This is a genomic window from Streptococcus sp. FSL W7-1342 (assembly GCF_037966635.1).
GTDB lineage: Bacteria > Bacillota > Bacilli > Lactobacillales > Streptococcaceae > Streptococcus > Streptococcus salivarius_D.
The window spans coordinates 488,325-509,633 of sequence record NZ_CP150200.1; the positions used below are offsets into that span (position 1 = coordinate 488,325).

22 protein-coding genes are annotated in these 21,309 nt (G+C 41.0%); 17 read left to right on the forward strand and 5 right to left on the reverse strand.

All coding sequences use genetic code 11. The features are described from left to right. Window positions 1-57: 57 nt before the first annotated feature. The 5 genes from NSQ79_RS02495 to NSQ79_RS02515 all read left to right on the forward strand — a co-directional run bounded on the left by NSQ79_RS02495 (window position 58) and on the right by NSQ79_RS02515 (window position 5,615). Entirely contained in the window at window positions 58-618 is a 561-nt protein-coding gene (locus tag NSQ79_RS02495) for an HAD-IA family hydrolase (protein ID WP_164332320.1), read from the forward strand. Beyond that, entirely contained in the window at window positions 619-2,571 is a 1,953-nt protein-coding gene (gene gyrB / locus NSQ79_RS02500) for a DNA topoisomerase (ATP-hydrolyzing) subunit B (RefSeq protein WP_002886787.1), read from the forward strand. 96 nt (window positions 2,572-2,667) lie between these two features. Then, complete coding sequence (ezrA, locus tag NSQ79_RS02505; protein ID WP_002886788.1) at window positions 2,668-4,392, forward strand: septation ring formation regulator EzrA; 1,725 nt, start codon at window positions 2,668-2,670, stop codon at window positions 4,390-4,392. A 111-nt stretch (window positions 4,393-4,503) separates the two neighbouring features. Further along, entirely contained in the window at window positions 4,504-5,151 is a 648-nt protein-coding gene (gene serB / locus NSQ79_RS02510) for a phosphoserine phosphatase SerB (protein WP_049528266.1), read from the forward strand. Window positions 5,152-5,375: 224 nt separating this feature from the next. Further along, entirely contained in the window at window positions 5,376-5,615 is a 240-nt protein-coding gene (locus NSQ79_RS02515) for a hypothetical protein (protein ID WP_013990186.1), read from the forward strand. 37 nt (window positions 5,616-5,652) lie between these two features. On the opposite strand, the gene NSQ79_RS02520 is transcribed toward NSQ79_RS02515, so the two are convergent. Continuing rightward, window positions 5,653-6,543 carry a DMT family transporter gene (locus NSQ79_RS02520; protein WP_045772204.1) on the reverse strand — a complete coding sequence of 297 codons (891 nt, stop codon included), beginning with the start codon at window positions 6,541-6,543 and terminating at the stop codon, window positions 5,653-5,655. Window positions 6,544-6,657: 114 nt separating this feature from the next. Then, entirely contained in the window at window positions 6,658-7,023 is a 366-nt protein-coding gene (locus tag NSQ79_RS02525; protein ID WP_013990188.1) for a hypothetical protein, read from the reverse strand. 246 nt (window positions 7,024-7,269) lie between these two features. Here NSQ79_RS02525 and NSQ79_RS02530 point away from each other — a divergent pair, with 246 nt between their 5' ends. The 7 genes from NSQ79_RS02530 to NSQ79_RS02560 all read left to right on the forward strand — a co-directional run bounded on the left by NSQ79_RS02530 (window position 7,270) and on the right by NSQ79_RS02560 (window position 12,026). Beyond that, on the forward strand, window positions 7,270-7,635 hold the full coding sequence (locus NSQ79_RS02530) for an OsmC family protein (protein WP_049528259.1): 366 nt from the start codon (window positions 7,270-7,272) through the stop codon (window positions 7,633-7,635). A 93-nt stretch (window positions 7,636-7,728) separates the two neighbouring features. Further along, a complete protein-coding gene (locus NSQ79_RS02535; protein WP_164332321.1) occupies window positions 7,729-8,112 on the forward strand; it encodes a PaaI family thioesterase in 384 nt (127 codons plus the stop codon). A gap of 13 nt (window positions 8,113-8,125) precedes the next feature. Continuing rightward, the gene (locus tag NSQ79_RS02540) at window positions 8,126-9,100 is read left to right on the forward strand and encodes an effector binding domain-containing protein (RefSeq protein ID WP_061652483.1); all 975 of its coding nucleotides are present in this window, start codon (window positions 8,126-8,128) and stop codon (window positions 9,098-9,100) included. Next, entirely contained in the window at window positions 9,101-9,832 is a 732-nt protein-coding gene (locus NSQ79_RS02545) for a pseudouridine synthase (protein WP_164332322.1), read from the forward strand. Window positions 9,833-9,913: 81 nt separating this feature from the next. Further along, window positions 9,914-10,042, forward strand: a complete 129-nt coding sequence (locus NSQ79_RS02550; RefSeq protein ID WP_002884629.1) for a DUF4044 domain-containing protein — start codon at window positions 9,914-9,916, stop codon at window positions 10,040-10,042. Between the two features lie 94 nt (window positions 10,043-10,136). Beyond that, the gene (gene obgE / locus NSQ79_RS02555) at window positions 10,137-11,450 is read left to right on the forward strand and encodes a GTPase ObgE (protein ID WP_049528249.1); all 1,314 of its coding nucleotides are present in this window, start codon (window positions 10,137-10,139) and stop codon (window positions 11,448-11,450) included. 378 nt (window positions 11,451-11,828) lie between these two features. Next, a complete protein-coding gene (locus NSQ79_RS02560; RefSeq protein ID WP_002884415.1) occupies window positions 11,829-12,026 on the forward strand; it encodes a hypothetical protein in 198 nt (65 codons plus the stop codon). Here the strand turns inward: NSQ79_RS02560 and NSQ79_RS02565 are convergent. From NSQ79_RS02565 to NSQ79_RS02575, 3 genes are all read right to left on the reverse strand, one after another. Beyond that, window positions 12,023-13,480, reverse strand: coding sequence for an IS1182 family transposase (locus tag NSQ79_RS02565; RefSeq protein ID WP_339313799.1), 1,458 nt, complete (start codon window positions 13,478-13,480; stop codon window positions 12,023-12,025). The two genes, NSQ79_RS02560 and NSQ79_RS02565, sit on opposite strands and share 4 nt — an antisense overlap. Window positions 13,481-13,667: 187 nt before the next feature. Next, window positions 13,668-14,408 carry an amino acid ABC transporter ATP-binding protein gene (locus NSQ79_RS02570; protein ID WP_002886797.1) on the reverse strand — a complete coding sequence of 247 codons (741 nt, stop codon included), beginning with the start codon at window positions 14,406-14,408 and terminating at the stop codon, window positions 13,668-13,670. After that, window positions 14,408-16,606, reverse strand: a complete 2,199-nt coding sequence (locus tag NSQ79_RS02575; protein ID WP_002886798.1) for an ABC transporter substrate-binding protein/permease — start codon at window positions 16,604-16,606, stop codon at window positions 14,408-14,410. The genes NSQ79_RS02570 and NSQ79_RS02575 overlap by 1 nt, the downstream gene beginning before the upstream one ends. A gap of 198 nt (window positions 16,607-16,804) precedes the next feature. Here NSQ79_RS02575 and NSQ79_RS02580 point away from each other — a divergent pair, with 198 nt between their 5' ends. The 5 genes from NSQ79_RS02580 to NSQ79_RS02600 all read left to right on the forward strand — a co-directional run bounded on the left by NSQ79_RS02580 (window position 16,805) and on the right by NSQ79_RS02600 (window position 21,204). After that, on the forward strand, window positions 16,805-17,740 hold the full coding sequence (locus NSQ79_RS02580; protein ID WP_002886799.1) for a type II CAAX endopeptidase family protein: 936 nt from the start codon (window positions 16,805-16,807) through the stop codon (window positions 17,738-17,740). Between the two features lie 70 nt (window positions 17,741-17,810). Continuing rightward, window positions 17,811-18,431, forward strand: a complete 621-nt coding sequence (locus NSQ79_RS02585) for a hypothetical protein (protein WP_118172129.1) — start codon at window positions 17,811-17,813, stop codon at window positions 18,429-18,431. Then, on the forward strand, window positions 18,421-20,412 hold the full coding sequence (gene uvrB, locus NSQ79_RS02590) for an excinuclease ABC subunit UvrB (protein WP_021143783.1): 1,992 nt from the start codon (window positions 18,421-18,423) through the stop codon (window positions 20,410-20,412). Before NSQ79_RS02585 ends, uvrB begins: the two co-directional genes overlap by 11 nt. Window positions 20,413-20,445: 33 nt before the next feature. Further along, entirely contained in the window at window positions 20,446-20,697 is a 252-nt protein-coding gene (locus tag NSQ79_RS02595; protein ID WP_084871183.1) for a hypothetical protein, read from the forward strand. Between the two features lie 42 nt (window positions 20,698-20,739). After that, window positions 20,740-21,204: an 8-oxo-dGTP diphosphatase gene (locus NSQ79_RS02600; RefSeq protein WP_084871184.1), complete on the forward strand. Its 465-nt coding sequence runs from the start codon at window positions 20,740-20,742 to the stop codon at window positions 21,202-21,204. Window positions 21,205-21,309 lie beyond the last annotated feature (105 nt).

Below are 21,309 nucleotides of genomic sequence, written 5' to 3' on the forward strand. Positions count from 1 at the left end.
GCCTTTTTAGCTGTGAAAAACAAGCAAAATCTGACCTTTTATGTTATAATTAAGGTTATGAATTATGGAGATTATATCTGGGATTTGGGTGGTACCTTGTTGGATAATTACCAGGTATCAACTCAAGCCTTTCTAGCAACTTTAGAACAATTTGAGCGCACAGCAGAACCTCAAGCAGTCTATGATGCCCTTAAGGTATCAACGAGCACTGCCATTGCCATGTTTGCGCCTGATATAGCTGATTTTCGAACCTTATATAAGCAGGAAGAAGCCAAGCATTTACAGGAACCTGTTCTTTTTGAAGGTGCTAAGGCTGTCCTAGCTAAGATTGTGGCTGAGGGTGGGCGTAATTTTTTGGTTAGCCACCGTAATCACTTGGTGCTAGAAATCCTTGACAAAGCAGAAATTGCCTCTTATTTTACAGAGGTTGTAACTTCTGAAAATGGCTTTGCTAGAAAGCCGAGTCCAGATAGTTTCCTTTATTTAATTAAAAAATACGATATTAAACACGGCTTGGTCATTGGTGACCGCCAGATAGATATAGAGGCAGGAAAAGTAGCGGGTCTGGATACCTTGCTTGTTGATGGCCATAAATCATTATTGGAGATTGTGACATAAATGACTGATGAATTAAAAAATCTTGAAGAAAAAGCGCAAGAATATGATGCTAGCCAGATTCAAGTCCTAGAGGGTCTTGAAGCGGTACGTATGCGTCCAGGTATGTATATTGGATCAACCTCAAAAGAAGGGTTGCATCATTTGGTATGGGAGATTGTCGATAACTCAATCGATGAGGCCTTGGCTGGTTTCGCCACTCATATTCAGGTCTTTATTGAGCCGGACAATTCTATCACCGTTGTCGATGATGGTCGTGGTATTCCAGTCGATATCCAAGAAAAAACTGGCCGTCCTGCAGTTGAAACTGTCTTTACAGTACTTCACGCTGGTGGTAAATTCGGCGGAGGCGGTTATAAGGTCTCTGGTGGATTGCATGGGGTTGGTTCTTCGGTCGTTAATGCCCTCTCAACACAACTTGATGTTAAGGTTTATAAAAATGGCCATATCCACTTCCAAGAGTATAAACGTGGGGTCGTGGTAGCAGATTTAGCAGTAATTGGTGAAACAGAGAAACATGGTACGACTGTTCACTTCACGCCAGATCCAGAGATTTTCCAAGAAACAACCGAGTTTGACTTTGGAAAATTGGCTAAACGTATCCAAGAGCTAGCCTTTTTGAACAAGGGGCTCCGTATCTCTATCACAGATAAGCGTGAGGGTCTCGAACAAGAGAAACATTATCACTACGAAGGTGGTATCACGTCTTATGTGAAATACATCAATGAAAACAAGGATGTTATCTTTGATGAACCTATCTACACTGATGGTGAGATGGATGGTATTTCGGTTGAAGTTGCTATGCAATACACGACTGGCTATCATGAAACGGTGATGAGTTTTGCTAACAACATTCACACCCATGAAGGTGGTACCCACGAACAAGGTTTCCGTACAGCCTTAACGCGTGTCATTAATGACTATGCGCGTCAGAATAAGATTCTCAAAGAAAAAGATGATAATTTGACTGGGGATGATGTTCGTGAAGGGTTGACTGCTATCATCTCTGTCAAGCACCCAAACCCACAGTTTGAAGGTCAAACCAAGACCAAGCTTGGAAACTCTGAAGTGGTAAAGATTACCAATCGTCTCTTTAGTGAGGCTCTAAGTCGCTTCCTCTTGGAAAATCCTGCCATTGCTAAGAAGATTGTTGAAAAAGGGATTTTGGCTTCTAAGGCCCGTATCGCCGCTAAGCGTGCCCGTGAAGTGACACGTAAGAAGTCAGGTCTTGAAATTTCTAACCTTCCAGGGAAGTTGGCAGACTGTTCATCGAATAATGCCGAAATGAACGAACTTTTCATTGTCGAAGGGGACTCAGCCGGTGGTTCTGCTAAATCAGGTCGTAACCGTGAATTCCAAGCTATTCTGCCAATTCGAGGTAAGATTTTGAACGTTGAAAAGGCTAGCATGGATAAGATTCTAGCCAATGAAGAAATTCGTTCTCTCTTCACAGCTATGGGAACAGGTTTTGGAGCTGAATTCGATGTCAGCAAGGCACGTTACCACAAGTTGGTAATCATGACCGATGCCGATGTCGATGGGGCTCACATCCGTACCCTGCTTCTGACTTTGATTTACCGCTTTATGCGTCCAGTCTTGGAATCAGGTTATGTCTACATTGCACAACCACCAATTTATGGGGTTAAGGTTGGTTCTGAGATTAAAGAATATATCCAACCTGGTGCAGATCAAGAAGACAAATTGCGTGCTGCACTTGAAAAGTATAGTGTGGGACGTTCAAAACCTACGGTACAACGTTATAAAGGTTTGGGTGAAATGGATGACCACCAACTTTGGGAAACTACCATGGACCCTGAAAATCGTTTGATGGCACGTGTTTCTGTGGACGATGCTGCGGAGGCAGATAAGATTTTCGATATGCTGATGGGAGACAAGGTTGAACCTCGCCGCGAATTTATCGAAGAAAATGCCGTTTACAGTACTCTAGATATCTAATATTCTTTTAAAAAAGGATGCAATGCTAGGATAACTATGATATAATCGTAATGTTATTCTACATTTATGAACATAATAGACGATTAAGGAGAAACTATGTCTAGCGGAATTGTTTTACTGATTGTAGTGGTAGTTATACTCGTAATTATCGCTTACTTAATCGGTATTCTTATTAGAAAACGAAATGATTCGCGGATTGCAGAGCTTGAAGAGCGCAAGCAAAGCTTGTTTGACTTGCCAGTTAATGAAGAAATTGAAGAAGTCAAAAAGCTTCACTTGATTGGACAAAGTCAAACAACCTTCCGTGAATGGAATCAGAAATGGGTAGATATCTCAACAAACTCATTTACAGATATTGAGAATCATATTTTCGAAGCTGAAAATATGAATGATACTTTCCATTTCTTCAAGGCTAGTGGTGAAATCAATAACATTGAGAGTCAGTTGGATCTTGTGGAAGAAGACATCAAGTCTATTCGCGAAGCGCTCTCAACCTTGAAAGAACAAGAAGAAAAGAACAGTGCTCGCGTTAAGCATGCATTAGACTTGTACGAAGAGTTGCAAAACTCAATCGAGGAAAACTCTGATAATTTCGGTTCTACCATGACCGAAATCAATAAACAGCTTAAAAACATTGAAGCTGAGTTTGCAGAATTCGTGACGCTTAACTCATCAGGTGACCCTATTGAGGCATCAAGTATTTTGGATCGTGCAGAAGAACACACTATTGCATTGGGTCAAATTTCAGAGAAGATTCCTGCGATTGTAGCTAAGTTGGAGGATGATTTCCCAGATCAGTTAGATGATTTGGAATCTGGCTATCGCAAGTTGATTGAGCAAAATTATCACTTCCCTGAAAAAAATATCGAACGTCGCTTCCAAGAAATTCGTGAAGCTATCCGTTCTAACTCAAGTGAATTGGTTTCTCTTGATTTGGACCGTGCGGAAGAAGAAAACGTTGAGATTCAAGATAAAATCAACAACTTGTATAGTATTTTCGAACGTGAAATTGCCTCATACAAGGTTGTTATGCGTCATAAGAAAATCTTGCCAGACTATCTTAAACACGCTAAAGAAAACAACAAAAAACTTCAAGAAGAGCTTGAGCGTCTCATGTTGACTTATATCTTCGATGAAACTTATGCGGCAGATGTTCGTAGCTTTGCATCTGATATCTCAGGTGTGGAGACAGCTGTGCTTCCAACCCTTGAAAACTTTGAAGCTCAGGTGAAGCCTTTCTCAGAACTTGAAAAGATCTTTGAAAAGAGTCTCAATACCTTGTCTGCTGTTGAAAATGGTCAGGTTGAGGTCTTTGAAAATCTTCAGGCTATTGAGAAAAACGAAGCTAAGGCACGTGAAGAGCTTGATATTTATGTTAATAAATTGCATGTTATCAAGCGTTACATGGAAAAACGTAACCTGCCAGGTATTCCTCAATCCTTCTTGAGTGTCTTCTTCTCAACAAGTGCTCAAATTGAGGCCCTTATGGATGAACTCAGCCGTGGACGTATCAATATCGATGCGGTCATGCGTTTGACAGAAACATCTAAAAATGCCATTGATCATTTGGAAGAAACTGCCTACTTGGTGGTTCAAAATGCAACCTTGACTGAGCAACTCTTGCAATACTCAAATCGCTACCGTTCGTTCGAACCTGCTGTTCAAAGTAGCTTTGAGCATGCACTTAAATTGTTTGAAGTTGATCATGATTATGATGCATCTTTGGAAGAAATCTCTTATGCCTTGGAAACAGTTGAACCAGGTGTGACAGATCGTTTTGTATCATCTTACGAGAAGACACGCGAACAAATTCGTATGTAAGAGAAAGATTCTGGACTAGGGTCCAGAATTTTTTGTAAGGTCCGTTTTTCATTTCATATTAAAATTAAATCTAGTGAAGGCTTAGATAGGCATCAAAGAATCGAGGTAATTATGTCAGAAGTTAAAGGTTTATTAGTTATGGACGTAGATTCAACGCTAGTCCAAGAAGAAGTTATCGATTTATTGGGTGAAGAAGCAGGCGTTGGTCAAGAAGTTGCTGAAATCACAGAGCGTGCCATGCGTGGAGAATTGGATTTTAGACAGGCCTTAAATGAGCGTGTAGCGACCCTCAAGGGATTGCCAGAGAGTATATTTGATAAGGTCTATGCTCGTATTCATTTCAACAAAGGAGCCAAGAAACTTGTGGATAAACTTCACGCCCGTGGCTTTAAGGTAGGCTTGGTTTCTGGAGGCTTCCATGAGACTGTGGATAGACTAGCAGCTGAAGCAGGAATTGATTATGTCAAGGCTAATCACCTAGAGGTGGTTGATGGTGTCTTAACTGGTAAGGTTTATGGTGAGATTGTTACCAAAGATGTCAAGGTAGCCAAACTCAAAGATTGGGCAGCAGAAAATGGTCTCGAACTCTCGCAAACCATTGCAATGGGTGACGGTGCCAATGATTTACCTATGATTAAGACAGCTGGTATCGGCATCGCCTTTTGTGCCAAACCAATTGTTCGTGAACAAGCTCCCTACCAAATCACAGAACCAGACTTGTATAAGGTAATCGAGATTTTGGATGAGGTTAAGAAATAGTAGATATATAAATAGTCCTTTGGAATCATCCAAAGGACTATTTGTATACCCAAAAAGCACCGATTCGGTGCCACTTTCTCAAGTTGAATACGGACTCAGCCTTATTTTAACTTTGCTGCCTTGTTTCGAATGGTTTCACCCTCTCTTTGTAACGATTTTTGGTTGACTTCTCCTCAAACTCATCCTATCATAGAGGAGTCTAGTATTGAAATGGGGGAAGAGACATGTTATACGAATATCCAGCGATTTTTCACACGATTGAGGAAGGTTATCAAATTAGTTTTCCTGACTTTGGTCGTAGCATTAGGGCAGATTCTTTGCCTCTTGCTATGACGAAAGCATCTGTGTTTTTATCACATATTATTAAAGGGTATGAAGATAAGCCTTTACCAGAGCCGACTGCGGTAAGCAGTATTCCTAATGAGGAAGAACTCGTTGTTTTGATTCAAACAGAGCTTGATTAAGACTAAAAAACTCTCGGAAGATTAATTCCCGAGAGTTTTAGGTTTTATTGGCTACATAGACGCCCAGGACGACTAAAATGCCTGCAAAAATTTGTAGTTGCGAGAAGGGTTCTCCTAAGACGACAACAGCAGCTAGAATTGAGATAATGGTCGAAATCCCAATAAAGGATGCTGTTCGGTTGACCCCGATATTTGCGATGGCAAAATTTGATAGCAGATAGCCCAGAACACTGCATCCCAAGCCTTGATAAAGGATAGTGATAGTGAATTTTGGATTGCTCACAGGGAGAAGCAAGAGCTCTTTCAAATCACCTGCTAGAAAGCCTTGGCTGAGTGCAAAGAGTCCAAATGTCAGGCAACCACTGGCAAGCATAAAGTAGGTAATCTCAAGGCTACTGAATTGACTGGCTCTTTCGACATCAACGCAATAGAGGGCGTAGGAGACGACTGCTAGACCTAGAATCAAGTAGCCCACCAAGGAGAAGTGGGTAGAGCCGCCAGCAGCAAAGACAGCTATGATGATACCGATGAGGGTTGTGATGACACCGACCACCTGCCAACGGCTGGGCCATTCTTTTAAAATAAGGCTAGACATGATAAGGGCAACGACTGGGATGCAGGCAAGAAAGGCTCCACTTTCAGAAGCCGTCGTCATACGAATGCCAATGGTTTCACAGATAAAATAGATTATCGGATTGAGGATGGCAATACGTGTCAGGGGTTTAAGATTTCTACCGTTAATTTTTAGCCGACGTCGGCTGAATAGGAAATAGAGGTTGATAAAAAGGAAGGCGGTGACAAAGCGCCAAGAGATTAAAGCCAGGTCACTGACCTGTGCTGTAATAGATTTGGTAAAGATAAAACTGAGCCCAAAGAGAATCTCACAGGTCGCTGCAGCTAAGCATCCTAAGATGATTTTATTTTTCATTGTCTCACCTCCTGAATTTGGATTTCCACGCCTATTATAGCACTTTCAGGAAGCGTTTACATCAATCTGAACCTAAAAAATAGACTAGCAGATTAGCTAGCCTATCTTATCTTATTAGTTACCAATTGAGACAGTTCCGTCTGAACCAACTTTGACATTGGTACCGTCTTGGCTGTTAACTTCGACTGAACCATCTTGGCCAACTGTTGCACTGTTACCTTCGCTATCGTTGGCTTCGACAGTATTATTGCCGTTTGTTTTTGCTGAGTTACCGTTTCCATCGCTGACCTCAGTTGATCCGTCTTTGTTGACTTTTACTGAAGCACTTGAATCAGTTGAAGAAGATTCTTTGGTCACCTTGCTTGATGATGTTGTTGAAGATGACGAGTCAGTTTTGTCTTTAGAGTTGCCACATGCTGCTAAGGTCAACAAGGCAAGAACTGAGACAGAGGCTAAAGTTAATTTAGAAAATGTTTTCATAATAGTCTCCCTTTTTCCTTAGTAAATTCATTTTAAATGAAAAAATGAAATTTTAAAAGCGCTTCCAGTTATTTTTAATCAACTGTAATCCCTCGGTAATATCCGTGTTGTACAAGGCTAATCTATTGGAAAATAAGAGCTAAAAGCTCTTACGCTTTTTCTTCTTTTGCTAGATATTTCAAAGCGTTCAGCTCGGTCCTTAAGGCTCTCTTTGTTATAATAATAAAAAAAGATTGAGGTGGCATGATGTATCAAACAACAATTAAAGGTGACAAACGTTTCCATTCGCTTTCAGAAGGTTACGGAGCACCTGTGGAACTTTTTGGCTATACGGAAGATGGGGAAACACCGATGAGTTTGGTGAATATTGCCTTGGCTTCCTGTGTGACCATGTGTCTACAGAGTTATTTTGCCAAATATCAGGGAATCGAGGAGCTTGCTATTCAAATTGATTCCAACTATGAAGAAGACCATTTCACCCTTGCCATTCATTTACCTGAGGATTTGATTTTGGAAAATGAGCAAGAACTCTTGGCTTTTGTGGATAATTTTTGCCGAGTGAAGAAGCTTTTTCGTGAAGATATTCAGGTTGATATTAGCTTAGCCAAATAAGCTTACTATCCTTTATGAACTTCGTGTTATACTAGTAGATAAAGACGTGTCATTTCACTAGGTGTGGAATGAGCAACAATAGGAGGGCTTGCTATGCAAGACAAACTACATGAAATCCGTGTGTTTGAGAATTTTCAAGAAGAACTATTTGAGACGGGACATGTCATCGTGACAACTAAAGCAGTCGAGAAGTCCCTGAATTATTTTGGTAATGCTCACGGGGGCTATTTGTTTACGCTTTGTGATCAGGTCGCAGGGCTTGTAGCCATTTCAACAGGTGACTATGCGGTGACGCTTCAGTCTAATATCAATTATCTCAAGGCAGGGCATTTGTCTGACCAACTCAAGATTGAAGGCCTGTGTGTTCATAATGGTAAGACGACTAAGGTGGTGGAAGTTGTCATTACTAATCAGGAAGAGAAAATCCTTACAAGGGCTACATTTACCATGTATGTGACAGGGTCGGTCGAGAAATAGAAAAGGAGCGTTTATGTCAGATTTTCAAACCATGGATGACTTTGCGGTCTTTGTTAATGAATACCTGACACCAGACCAATTGAGCGTTCAAGCCTATTCTTATGCGTCAGACCAACAGGAGCTCTCTCTTCTTGTGACCGTTGATGATTATGAGATGATGTGTCGTTGGCATGCTGTCTGGACTTTTTCAGGGTTACACCAGGCCTTCTTTCAGTCTGTAATGGACTTGGATAACAGCTTTTCTATTGATAGTGATAGCTTGGCTATGAAAGTGCGTTTAAGGGATCAAGAGCTCTTGTTTCAAGCAAAGGGGCTTGAGATGGTGGTTGTCGATTTGCCTGAGCCCCTTTTTCGTTTAGCTGATGTGTCTTTTAACGAAGGAGGAAAGCACTTTACCTACCTTTGTGAAGATCAAAGTGTTGCAGCAGAAGATTGGATCTTGGTTCCTATAGGTTCTGGTAATGCTGAAAAAGAAGCATTTGTGGAAAAAATTTCCTATGTCTTAGCAGATGAGGTTCCAGTCGAGCTTACGAAACTGAAAAAGGTGATTCAAAAGTTGGATTTAGTAACCGTTCGTTATGATGTGAAGGTTGTTCGAAAGGGATTTTTGAGTTTTTCAGGGATGGCTTTTGAGGGCGAGGAACTAGGTAAGCCGACAGACTTTCTTTGGGTACCCTTTTTGGCAGAACAAGATGATTTGGCTGTTCCTACCTATGGTATTCGAATCAATGATGGCAGTCGCAAGACTTATGTAACGGCCTTGGCTGGTGAGGATGATAGTATGGAAATGATTGCTCTTGCACCAGCTACTTATGCGGTTTTTAAACTTAGAGGGCCTGCAACAGCAGCTGTTTGGGAGAGTTTTCATTATGCTAAGAAACATTTTGAAATGATTGATCAGCCAACTGTAGAGGTTTATCCACCAGGGAATCGTCAGGCTGAAGATTATGAAATGGAAGTTTGGATTCCAATAAAGGAGGAAGTATAGATGCGTCTGGATAAGTTTTGGGTTGATTGTGGTGTTGGTAGTCGCAGTCAAGTCAAGACCTTTCTCAAAAAGAAGCAAGTAACCGTAAATGGTCAGGTGGAGACGTCGCCCAAGACTCAGATTGATGAGAATCAAGACCAGATTGCTTTTCAAGGTCAAGCATTAACACACGAGACCTTTGTTTACTATCTGTTAAATAAGCCTCAGGGTGTTATTTCAGCGACGGAGGATGCCCGTCACAAGACAGTACTTGATTTACTGGATGATACAGCACGACATAAGCAGGTCTTTCCTGTTGGTCGTTTGGATATTGATACTCACGGTCTCCTGCTTTTGACAAATAATGGCGATTTAGCTCACGCTATGCTGTCTCCAAAGAAACATGTTGATAAGATTTATCAGGCTAAGGTGGATGGAATCATGGAGCAGGAGGATATTCTGGCTTTTGAAAAAGGGATTGAACTCAAAGATCACACTTGCCAACCAGCTAAACTAGAAATTGTATCCGTAGATAGGGCTGTTGGGACTAGCTTGGTTCAGATTACCATTGCTGAAGGGAAATTTCATCAGGTTAAGCGTATGGTAGCTGCTTGTGGTAAGGAAGTGACAGAGTTACAACGCCTAAGTATGGGGCCTTTAAGCCTGCCCAATGATTTAGAAGTCGGTGCTTGGCGACGTTTGACCGAGGAGGAGTTGGAAGCTTTAACGGTTTTTGGAATTCCTTTGGCTTAAGCTAGTCTAAGAGTTGCGAAATAGGCAGATTTTTGTTACTATTATTGTGAAATAATAGAAGAAAAAACGAGGTAAATTCAAGTGGCATTTGGAGATAACGGACCACGTAAGAAATCATTTTTTGAACGTCTAACAGTATTGGTCGTTTTGATTATGCTATTAGTAACAGTTGGGGCATTGATTTTCCAAGCAGTCGCAGCTGTCCTTTAAGACGCTATCAAGCGTTTTTTTGTGTATGTCGGAAATTCTTTCGTTTGTGATTGAATTTGTACATGGCATACAAATCAGAAAGAGAGAAATATAGATGAGTATGTTTTTAGATACAGCCAAGATTAGTGTCAAAGCTGGTCGTGGTGGTGACGGGATGGTTGCCTTCCGTCGTGAGAAATATGTACCCAATGGCGGTCCTTGGGGCGGTGACGGTGGTAAGGGTGGCTCAGTCATTTTCAAGGTTGACGAAGGCTTACGTACCCTTATGGATTTCCGTTATAATCGTAAATTCAAGGCTAAGAATGGCGAAAAAGGGATGACCAAGGGAATGCACGGTCGAGGTGCTGAAGACCTCATCGTTAGCATCCCGCCTGGTACGACAGTTCGTGATGCTGAGACAGGCAAGGTTATTACTGATATGGTTGAGGATGGCCAAGAGTTTGTCATTGCTCACGGTGGACGTGGTGGACGTGGAAATATCCGTTTTGCGACACCTCGTAACCCTGCTCCTGAAATCGCTGAAAATGGTGAGCCAGGAGAAGAACGTGAACTTCAATTGGAATTGAAGATTTTGGCGGATGTTGGTTTGGTTGGTTTCCCATCTGTTGGTAAATCAACAATCCTCAGTGTGGTAACCGCAGCAAAACCAAAGATTGGTGCCTATCACTTTACGACAATTGTTCCTAACTTGGGGATGGTTCGTACCAAGTCAGGTGAGAGCTTTGCCATGGCTGACCTTCCAGGATTGATTGAGGGGGCTAGCCAGGGTGTTGGTTTGGGAACACAGTTCCTTCGCCACATTGAGCGTACACGTGTTATCCTTCATGTGATTGATATGTCAGCAAGTGAAGGGCGTGATCCTTACGAGGATTATCTTCAAATTAACAAAGAGTTGGAAACTTACAATCTTCGCTTGATGGAACGTCCACAAATTATTGTGGCTAATAAGATGGACATGCCCGGGGCTGAGGAAAACTTGAAAGAGTTTAAGGAGAAGTTGGCTGCTAACTATGATGAATTTGATGAGTTGCCACAAATTTTCCCAATTTCAAGTTTGGCTCACCAAGGTTTGGAAAATCTCTTGGAAGCAACTGCAGAGTTGCTTGATGAGACTGATGAATTCTTGCTTTATAGCGAAGACGATATGGAACAAGAAGAAGTTTACTACGGCTTTAACGAGGATGAACGTCCATTTGAAATTAACCGTGACGACGATGCCTCATGGGTACTTTCTGGTGAGAAACTTGAAAAACTCTTTGTCATGACTAACATGGAACGTGACGAATCTATCATGAAATTTGCACGTCAATTACGTGGTATGGGAGTTGATGAAGCGCTTCGTGAACGTGGTGCTAAGGATGGCGACATCGTTCGTATCGGTAACTTCGAGTTTGAGTTTGTTGATTGACGTTGAAAGACTCTCTAAGTGCTGAAGCACAAGATAGTCTACGGCATCCGCTATGGCGGACTGCCTATCAACCTCACTAACTGCGTAAAGTCGGTAAAATCGACCGACTTTCCTTCGTGTCGTAACCGAGTAAGACTCTCTAAGTGTTGAAGCACAAGATAGTCTACGGCAGCCGCTATGGCGGACTGCCTATCAACCTCACTAACTACGTAAAGTCGGTATAATCGACCGACTTTGCTCCGTGTCGTAACCGAGCAAGACTCTCTAAGTGCTGAAGCAGAAGATGGTCTACGCCAATCGCTATGGCAGCCTGAAAAGCAACCTCACTAACTGTGTGAAGTTGGCGAAATATAAAAATATTGAAATAAGAGGTTTACAATGGGAGATAAACCGATATCCTTCAGGGATAAAGATGGAAATTTTGTTTCTGCGGCCGATGTTTGGAATCCAAAGAAACTTGAAGAACTCTTTACGCGCTTAAATCCTAACCGAAAACTCCGTCTTGAGCGTGAACGCTTGGCAAGGGAAGAAGCAGCAAAACACCCTGAACTAAATGAAGAAACAGAGCAAGTCTAGCACTTGCTCTGTTCAGAATGAAGACAAACATCGTTTTTGATGTTTGTCTTTTTTATATTCTTACCTAATTCTCCTATAATCCAATAATATTGAGATATTTGGGTAAAATTATAGGTCTTTCCTGTCATCATTTTTACCAATTTTTTGATATTTAGACACGCTAAAGTAAGCCCAACCTTAGCTTCCATTTTGGACTTTCCTTTTTCTCTGGTATAACGTAAGTTATGATATTCTTTAGCTGTTCCGAATAACCGTTCTATCGTTTCTTTCCGGTGTTGATACCGTTCTTTCATACCACTTTGATGGCGAATATCTTCACAGACTTCTAGGGCATCTTTCCAAATATGACGCACAACAACTTTTTGGTGCTGGCGACTTTCAGTACAAATCGCTAACAAGGGACAGGTCTTACAAATTTTAGGATTACTTTTATACTCTCGATAACCTTCACGTGTGGTTGTACGATAAGTTAATACATGGTTCTCTGGACAAAGATAACAATCAAAATGCTCGTCATAGACAAAGTCTTTTGGACGTAAAAAATCTTTCTTACCTCTTGGTCTAGTGTAAGGGAAAACTGGTGTAATCCCTTTTTCTAGAAGAAACTTGGCAATACTAGGTGTTTTATAGCCTGAATCCGCAATAATGAATTCAGGTGAGAATGGTTCTAGTTTGACAAAAAGAGCAGAGAAAGCCTGACTATCATGGATGTTTCCTGCTTCAACCGTATAAGCTAAGGCCCAGCCGTGTTTATCACAAGCTACTTGAGCATTGTAAGCGAAGACTTCCTTATGTTCCCCCTTATGAAACCAACCACTGTCTGGGTCTGTCGTTGATTGTTTCTTAGGTTTAGCCTCGCCTTTTTTGGCGGGCTTTAAGAACTTTTTTGCGTGTTTTTTCCTATCTAAATTAATCTCAATCTCCAGTTGTTCACTCATGAATTTAGCTTTTTGATCAATAACAACAGTTTTGTACTTATGATTATTAGCAGCTGCCTTGATATGGGTCCCATCAATGAAGATTTCTGAGGGATCAATGAGCCCTGCTTCCAAAACATGATGAAGCACATGACTAAAAATGTGTGCTAACACTTCCTTGTTTTCAAAGCGTCGGCTATAGTTCTTACCGTAAGTTGTAAAATGAGGCACCTTATCGTCCAGAGATAAGCCAAGAAACCAACGGTAAGCCGTATTCACCTCAATATCTTTAATGGTTTGGCGCATAGAACGAATGCCATAAAAACATTGAATCAACGGAATTTTAACTAATAAAACAGGGTCTAGACTAGGGCGACCATTATCCGAGGAATAACTATCTTCGACAAGATCATAAATAAAAGAGAAATCAATCGTTTCCTCGACTTTTCTTAGAAAATGGTCTTTAGGCACAAGTTCATCAAGCGTATAGAATCCTACTTGACGTCGATTGTATTCAGGATTTTCTTTGTGAAACATAGGAACACCTCATCAAATACCTTTTTCTTTTATTATACTCCTTCAAAGCAAGAAAAATCCCCAGAAGTATAACTTCTGAGGACTTTGTCTTCAATCTGAACAGAGCAAGTCTAGCACTTGCTCTGTTTTTCTTATTCAAAATAGCAATCAAAAACAGCTACTCTAGCAAGAGTAACTGTTTTGATAATTAGGCGTTTAGAACCTTGTCCAAGAATTCTTTCAAACGTGGGTGTTGTGGGTTATCAAAGATTTGATCTGGAGTACCATCTTCGAGGAACTCACCGTCCGCAGTAAAGATTACTCGGTTGGCAACTTGACGGGCAAATCCCATTTCGTGAGTAACGATAATCATGGTCATACCTTGCTCTGCCAATTCTTTCATAACGTTAAGAACGTCTCCGACCATCTCAGGGTCAAGGGCAGAAGTCGGTTCATCAAAGAGCATGATATCAGGATTCATTGCCAAACCACGGGCAATTGCCACACGTTGTTTTTGTCCACCTGATAGGCTATCTGGCATTGCATCTGCCTTGTCAGCAAGTCCCACACGATCAAGAAGATCCATAGCTAATTTATCAGCTTCTTCCTTGTTCATACGTCCGAGTTCAACAGGTGCAAATGTCACGTTTTCAAGGACTGTCATATGTGGGAAAAGGTTGAAATGTTGGAAGACCATTCCGATATTTTCACGGGCTTTGTCAAGATTTGTCTTAGAATCTGATAATTCATAGCCATCAACGACTACTTTACCAGATGTCACTGTTTCAAGTAGGTTAAGCGTACGAAGGAAGGTTGATTTACCTGAACCTGAAGGACCGATGATACATACAACGTCACCTTCGTAGAATTTGGCGTCAATACCTTTAAGGACTTCATTGTCGCCGTATGATTTGTGCAAGTCCTGCACATCGATTTTCAATTCAGCCATTATTTAAGTCTCTTTTCTAGTCGTTTAGCCAATTTCGTCAAGCATGTGATGATGACCAAGTAAAGGATGGCCAAGATTGCATACATACGGAATGATTGGTAGTTACGAGCAATGATGATTTTACCAGTTTGGAAGAGTTCAACCAAACCGATAGCTGATACGATAGTCGTATCTTTCAATGAGATAACAAATTGGTTGATGAAGTTTGGCAACATCAAGCGAACCGCCTGTGGCAAGATAACCTTACGCATTGTTGTATTGTAAGGGACACCCAAGCTTCGACTGGCTTCCATCTGACCAATAGGAACAGCTTCGATACCACCACGTACAATTTCGGCAATGTAAGCACCACCGTTAAGTGAGAGGGCAATTGTCGCTGCCACAAAGTCATTGATTGGTGATTGGTGACCAGTGATATTTTCAATCAAGTTAGGAATACCCCAGTAGATGAAGGCTGCAACAATCATCAATGGGATACCACGAACCACGTCAACAAAGACTTGAGAAATCACGCGGAGTGTCTTGTTTGGTGCAACTGCCATCATACCGAAGATAACACCGATAATCATGGCAATAGCAAATGAAAGAAGGGTCAATCCAAGGGTAATTCCAAGACCTTGGAGAAGTTGTTTGTAGTTGTTTTTAATCAAGCCTACGATGGTTGTTTCATCGGTAGCTTTTTTTGAGCTTCCTTCTTTTGATTTGTTGCTATCAAGGTATTTATTGATAATCTTATCGTAAGTACCATCTTTAACGATAGCAGCCAAACCATTGTTGAACATCTCAATCAACTCAGGGTTAGTGCCTTTTTTAACAGCAAATCCGACTTCACCAGTAGCAATACCTTCAATTGGTGTTGTAAAGTTACGTCCTTGTTGGATAGCGTATAGAAGAACGGCTTCATCATCCATAAGAGCATCGATTGAACCAGAGTTCAAGCTGTCATACATAGTAGAAGCTTCATCGTAAGCACGAACAGTAAAGCCATATTCACCAGCGTGGTCTTCCAACCATGAGTAAGATGACGTACCGTTTTTAGCTCCTACAGTCTTACCTTTAAGATCCTTGTAAGATTTAACCTTACTTCCTTTAGCTACAGCCAAACGAATGTTTGATGTGTAGTAAGGATCAGAAAAGTCAAAGATTTGTTTACGAGCATCAGTGATGGTCATACCAGCCAATACGGCATCAGCTTGGCTAGATTGTACAGCATTAAGTGATGCATCGAAACCAGGGTTTGTCAATTTGACATTGAAGCCTTGGTTTTTAGCAATAGCATTGATGATATCAACATCGATACCTACATATTTACCTGAACCATTTTGGTATTCGAATGGAGCAAAAGATGAGTCCATTGAGATAGTGTAGGTTTCCTTAGCAGGAGTGGCTTTTGCATTAGCATCACCAGTCAATTTAAGATCTGCTGAAGGTTTTGATGAAGAAGATTTTTCTGAGTCACCCAACCATTTGTTCATGATTTTGTCGTAGGTGCCGTCTTTCTTCATTTCCTTAAGAGCTTCGTTGAAGTCTTTGATAAGATTTTCGTGTTTTCCGCCTTTTTTAACAGCGAAAGCGAAGCTACCGATAGATTCAGGCTTAATGTTGATAGCATAGTCTTTTCCTTGACCAATAGCGTATTTAACAACTGGTGTGTCGTCCATAGCTGCGTCAACAGAACCAGAATCCAAGCTATTGTTCATCAAGTCGCTAGTGTCAAAAGTTTTAACTGTAAAACCATATTTGCTAGCGTTTTTATCAAGCCAAGTTTGAGCAGCGGTACCGTTTTTAACACCGACTGTTTTACCCTTCAATTGTTTGTAGTCGCTGACTTTGTCGCTGCTACGTGTATAGATAACAATTGAAGTGTCGTAATAAGTGTCTGAGAAAGTGAAGACCTTCTTACGTGCATCGGTAACAGTAGTACCGGCCATTAGGGCGTCTGCTTGGCCTGATTGAACAGCGTTAACAGCTGCATCGAAACCAGGGAAGGTTTGGTTAACATCCCAATTTTTACGTTTGGCAACTTCGTTGATGATATCAACGTCGATACCTTTGTAGGTCTGATCAGAATCTTTGAATTCAAATGGGGCATAGGCTGTGTCTGAAACGACTGAAATTGTTTCAGCAGATACCTTAACTCCGAAAACAAAGAAAACTGACATGGCACTCAAGAAGAGTGTCAGAAGTTTTTTCTTCATTATAAAAAGTCTCCTTTATAAAATACCTTCCTATTCTATCAAAAAAAGGTCTTGTTATCAAACTTCTTGGAGTTTGATGTTAGGAAATGTAACAAGGTTCGTTAGCTATGAGAGCTATCTGAGAAGAAGTTGACAAGCTTGTGTCAATTAGTTACACTGTAATCGAATACATGTAAGATTTGTTACAGGAGCTGAAAAATGAAGAAACGTATGCTTGAGAAATATACTAGCCGATATGATAAAGTTCCAAGTTGGCTGATGATTATGCTGTCCTGTTTTATTGCCTTGGGTTATTTCCTTATAAGTGGATTTCTATCAGGGATTGTTGTGGGAATTCCAATGGCTATTGTTCTTTCGTTCTTAGTATTAAATGGCAACATTCAGTTCCAGGATATACATTCGATTTACTATAAAATATTTTCAACCTTGTATTTTCAGTTGGGAGCCTTTGCCTTTACTGCCTTAGCTATCTTTTTCTGGGTTAAAGTTGTTGAAAAACGTCCCATTCGTACACTGGGATTCTTCAAGGGTCATATTTGGTTGAACCTGCTTAAGGGCTGGGGATTGGGAACCCTGCTCTTGTTAGTTAGTTTCCTTGGGACTTATTTACTTGGAGGGTTAGAATTTGTAAAAGTAGACTTTTCTCAGAGAACCCTCTTATACATACTATCCCTAATCCCTTTCTGGTTTATCCAAGGTGGAACCGAGGAACTGGTGACACGTGGATGGTTACTTCAGACGGTGACTAATAAATTGAACCTTTCCTGGGGAATTGCTATTTCAAGTTCTTTCTTTTCAATATTACACCTAGGAAACCAGGGTGTTACCGCCTTGTCTCTAATCAGTATTGTTCTAGTAGGAGTTCTTTTGGCTCTTTACATGCTCAAGACAGATAATATCTGGGGTGTCGCTGCCCTTCACGGTGCTTGGAACTTTGCGCAAGGGAATATAGTTGGCGTGGCAGTTAGTGGGCAGAATGCAGGCGGTAGCTTATTGCACTTTCAGGCCAGGTCAGGCTTGCCTGATTGGTTATCAGGTGGAGCCTTTGGTCTAGAAGGGAATATCGTTACCTGTCTCGTTCTCTTGGTAGGGATTATTATCCTTCGTCTACAATTGAAAAAAGAAAACTTTTAAGGCTGAGTTCAAAGACTCGGTCTTTTTACTTCTGTGTTAAAATAGAAGAAAGTTTGGAAAAGGGGAAGAGATGAGAGTTAGACTTGAGCGAGGTATGATTTGTGTCCAAATTGTCTATGGACTTATATTTCTTGTCGCTTCCACCGGTCTATTCTGCTGGTTTCTTTTAGATGATTATCGTTTTGGGAACTTTGTAGATAACTGTGTTGCCTTCTTCATTTTGCTAATATTTCTTCATGCTCTGACTAATTTAGTTGACGGTATTGTGAGACTTAAAGGTCATAAAAAAATTTTGGAAATTAACAATGATACCTTTATTTATTATGGAAGGTTATGTGGACGAGTAACCTTTGAGATTCCGCTGTCTGAAATTGACTTGGTTATGAAGGATTGGTCAACGCCAATGGATGATGCCAAACACTCGTCGACTATATACTATATTCTAAAACGTATCGATGATTTCGGAAATATAAGGTCTTGGGAAAGAAAGAGATATAGAGTTTTATACATTTTTTTCAATGATAGTAAAAGGGCCTTGAAATATGATAAAAAACTTGGTTTTCAGACACGAAAAAAGCGAAAATACGTTGCTGAGACAAAAATGATTCACATTCCTATCGCAGAAGGAGAATTTTTCTCCGACCAAGAGATGAATGATTACATAAATGAAAGGAAAAAGAATGATAGATAGAAAAGAAGATAATCAATTCCATTTGGTTTCTAAATATGAACCTTCTGGGGATCAACCTCAGGCCATCGAAGCCTTGGTGGATAATATTGAAGGTGGTGAGAAGGCTCAAATTCTAAAGGGGGCGACAGGGACAGGTAAGACCTATACCATGAGTCAGGTCATCCAGCGCGTCAATAAACCAACCTTGGTTATCGCCCACAATAAAACTTTGGCAGGTCAGCTTTATGGAGAGTTCAAGGAGTTCTTCCCAGACAATGCTGTGGAATACTTCGTTTCCTACTATGATTTCTATCAGCCAGAGGCCTATGTACCATCATCAGATACCTATATCGAAAAAGATAGCTCTGTAAACGATGAAATTGATAAACTCCGTCACTCAGCGACATCGGCCCTCCTTGAGCGTAATGATGTTATCGTTGTGGCTTCCGTTTCTTGTATTTACGGTTTGGGTTCGCCAAAAGAATATGCCGATTCAGCGGTTAGCCTTCGTCCAGGTCAAGAGATTTCTCGAGATAAGTTGCTAAATGATCTGGTTGATATCCAGTTTGAGCGAAATGACATTGATTTCCAACGTGGGAAATTCCGTGTACGTGGTGATGTAGTCGAAATTTTCCCGGCTAGCCGTGATGAACATGCCTTTCGTGTCGAATTTTTCGGTGATGAGATTGACCGCATCTGTGAGATTGAAAGTTTGACAGGACGCAATCTCGGCGAGGTTGAGCACCTTGTTCTTTTCCCGGCGACTCACTTTATGACCAATGAAGAGCATATGGAAGAAGCCATCAAGAATATTATGGAAGAAATGGAAGCTCAGGTTAAGCAATTTGAAGCTGAGGGTAAGCTCATCGAGGCTCAACGTATCCGCCAAAGGACAGAATACGATGTTGAAATGCTTCGTGAGATGGGCTACACCAATGGTGTCGAAAACTACTCACGCCATATGGATGGTCGTAAAGAAGGCGAGCCACCTTTCACCTTGCTTGATTTCTTCCCAGAAGATTTCCTCATCATGATTGATGAAAGCCACATGACAATGGGGCAGATTAAGGGAATGTATAACGGAGACCAGGCTCGTAAGAAGATGTTGGTTGATTACGGTTTCCGTTTACCATCGGCTCTTGATAACCGTCCACTTCGACGTGAAGAATTTGAGAGTCATGTTCATCAGATTGTCTATGTGTCTGCCACTCCAGGGGACTATGAGATGGAGCAAACTGAGACTGTCGTTGAGCAAATCATCCGTCCGACAGGGCTCCTTGATCCAGAAGTCGAAGTGCGTCCAACTATGGGACAAATGGATGACCTCCTTGGTGAAATCAATGCCCGAACTGAAAAAGGCGAGCGTGTCTTCGTAACCACTTTGACTAAGAAGATGGCTGAAGACTTGACTGACTATCTCAAGGAAATGGGTGTCAAGGTCAAATACATGCACTCTGACATTAAGACTTTGGAACGTACTGAGATTATCCGTGACCTACGTTTGGGTGTCTTTGATGTTCTTATCGGTATTAATCTGCTCCGTGAAGGGATTGACGTTCCTGAAGTTAGTCTGGTTGCTATTTTGGATGCTGATAAGGAAGGTTTCCTTCGTAACGAACGTGGACTTATCCAAACGATTGGACGTGCTGCCCGAAACAGCGAAGGGCACGTTATCATGTATGCGGATAAAATTACGGAGTCTATGCAAAAAGCCATGGATGAAACAGCTCGACGTCGTGAAATCCAGATGGCCTATAATAAGGAGCATGGCATTGTTCCACAAACGATTAAGAAAGAAATTCGTGACCTTATTTCGATTACCAAGGCTAATGAAGCAGAAGTAGCAGAGGATACTGTGGACTACAGTGCCATGAACAAGAAAGAACGCCAAGAAGCCATCAAGAAACTTCAAAAACAAATGCACGAAGCAGCAGAACTTCTTGACTTTGAATTGGCGGCTCAAATCCGTGATATGGTGCTAGAACTGAAGAGTATGGATTAGAAGCATTGAGCCTTGGGTTAACACTTTAACAAGATGGGCCAGAGAAAAATTGCGGCTTTTATTTGTTTAAATTTGAACCTCTATGTGTTTCTAATTCATGCTATAGAAGGTATAAAAATTGAAAAAGAGGGAGAGTGGGAGAATTATACGCAAATTATTTTTGAGCCCATGTGGACTATAAAAAGAGAACTTGTTTGGATACCAATGTTTGGTTATATATTGTTTATGGCTTTCTATGCTTCTATTTATCTGCATTTGCGACATCGTGAGTCGATTAAAAACTAATTGTTAAGATTTTATTTGACTACTTACTAGAAAGGACTATCTATGTCACGTTCACAAGCTACTATTCTGACCAACATGTGTCTTATCGAAGATGACCATGGAAATATTGTCATGCAAATTCGCGATCCCAAGCGTTATTCTTGGTCGGGTGCTGCCCTACCTGGTGGTCATATTGAAGCACACGAGGGGCTAGTGGAGTCAGTTATTCGTGAGGTCAAGGAAGAAACTGGATTGACCATTAAAAATCCTAAATTGGTTGGTATGAAGCATTGGTACACGACAGAAGACGAGCGTTATCTCGTTTTCCTCTATAGAACTTCAGACTTTGAAGGAGACATTCATTCGACAGAAGAGGGAGAAGTCCGTTGGGTTGCCAGGGAGGACGTACCTAAGATGGAGCTGGCCTATGACATGCTCAACCTCCTGCACGTGTTTGAAGAGGATCAACTCTCTGAACTTTTCTATCGTGAGCGTCTTGAAAATGACTTTATCCGAGAATTTTGGTAATAATATGAACTATTTATTCAGATGAATGAATAGTTTTTTTGTCGTAAAAATCAGATATAAGAGCTTTAAATAAGTATTTTTTAGATTTTGCAATGACGATAAAAT

What these genes read in the sequence shown, in the direction of transcription:
- NSQ79_RS02495 (WP_164332320.1), top strand. Translation starts at nt 58, where the DNA reads ATGAATTATGGAGATTATATCTGGGATTTGGGTGGTACCTTGTTGGAT.
- gyrB (WP_002886787.1), top strand. Translation starts at nt 619, where the DNA reads ATGACTGATGAATTAAAAAATCTTGAAGAAAAAGCGCAAGAATATGAT.
- ezrA (WP_002886788.1), top strand. Translation starts at nt 2,668, where the DNA reads ATGTCTAGCGGAATTGTTTTACTGATTGTAGTGGTAGTTATACTCGTA.
- serB (WP_049528266.1), top strand. Translation starts at nt 4,504, where the DNA reads ATGTCAGAAGTTAAAGGTTTATTAGTTATGGACGTAGATTCAACGCTA.
- NSQ79_RS02515 (WP_013990186.1), top strand. Translation starts at nt 5,376, where the DNA reads ATGTTATACGAATATCCAGCGATTTTTCACACGATTGAGGAAGGTTAT.
- NSQ79_RS02520 (WP_045772204.1), bottom strand. Translation starts at nt 6,543, where the DNA reads ATGAAAAATAAAATCATCTTAGGATGCTTAGCTGCAGCGACCTGTGAG.
- NSQ79_RS02525 (WP_013990188.1), bottom strand. Translation starts at nt 7,023, where the DNA reads ATGAAAACATTTTCTAAATTAACTTTAGCCTCTGTCTCAGTTCTTGCC.
- NSQ79_RS02530 (WP_049528259.1), top strand. Translation starts at nt 7,270, where the DNA reads ATGTATCAAACAACAATTAAAGGTGACAAACGTTTCCATTCGCTTTCA.
- NSQ79_RS02535 (WP_164332321.1), top strand. Translation starts at nt 7,729, where the DNA reads ATGCAAGACAAACTACATGAAATCCGTGTGTTTGAGAATTTTCAAGAA.
- NSQ79_RS02540 (WP_061652483.1), top strand. Translation starts at nt 8,126, where the DNA reads ATGTCAGATTTTCAAACCATGGATGACTTTGCGGTCTTTGTTAATGAA.
- NSQ79_RS02545 (WP_164332322.1), top strand. Translation starts at nt 9,101, where the DNA reads ATGCGTCTGGATAAGTTTTGGGTTGATTGTGGTGTTGGTAGTCGCAGT.
- obgE (WP_049528249.1), top strand. Translation starts at nt 10,137, where the DNA reads ATGAGTATGTTTTTAGATACAGCCAAGATTAGTGTCAAAGCTGGTCGT.
- NSQ79_RS02560 (WP_002884415.1), top strand. Translation starts at nt 11,829, where the DNA reads ATGGGAGATAAACCGATATCCTTCAGGGATAAAGATGGAAATTTTGTT.
- NSQ79_RS02565 (WP_339313799.1), bottom strand. Translation starts at nt 13,480, where the DNA reads ATGTTTCACAAAGAAAATCCTGAATACAATCGACGTCAAGTAGGATTC.
- NSQ79_RS02570 (WP_002886797.1), bottom strand. Translation starts at nt 14,408, where the DNA reads ATGGCTGAATTGAAAATCGATGTGCAGGACTTGCACAAATCATACGGC.
- NSQ79_RS02575 (WP_002886798.1), bottom strand. Translation starts at nt 16,606, where the DNA reads ATGAAGAAAAAACTTCTGACACTCTTCTTGAGTGCCATGTCAGTTTTC.
- NSQ79_RS02580 (WP_002886799.1), top strand. Translation starts at nt 16,805, where the DNA reads ATGAAGAAACGTATGCTTGAGAAATATACTAGCCGATATGATAAAGTT.
- NSQ79_RS02585 (WP_118172129.1), top strand. Translation starts at nt 17,811, where the DNA reads ATGAGAGTTAGACTTGAGCGAGGTATGATTTGTGTCCAAATTGTCTAT.
- uvrB (WP_021143783.1), top strand. Translation starts at nt 18,421, where the DNA reads ATGATAGATAGAAAAGAAGATAATCAATTCCATTTGGTTTCTAAATAT.
- NSQ79_RS02595 (WP_084871183.1), top strand. Translation starts at nt 20,446, where the DNA reads ATGGGCCAGAGAAAAATTGCGGCTTTTATTTGTTTAAATTTGAACCTC.
- NSQ79_RS02600 (WP_084871184.1), top strand. Translation starts at nt 20,740, where the DNA reads ATGTCACGTTCACAAGCTACTATTCTGACCAACATGTGTCTTATCGAA.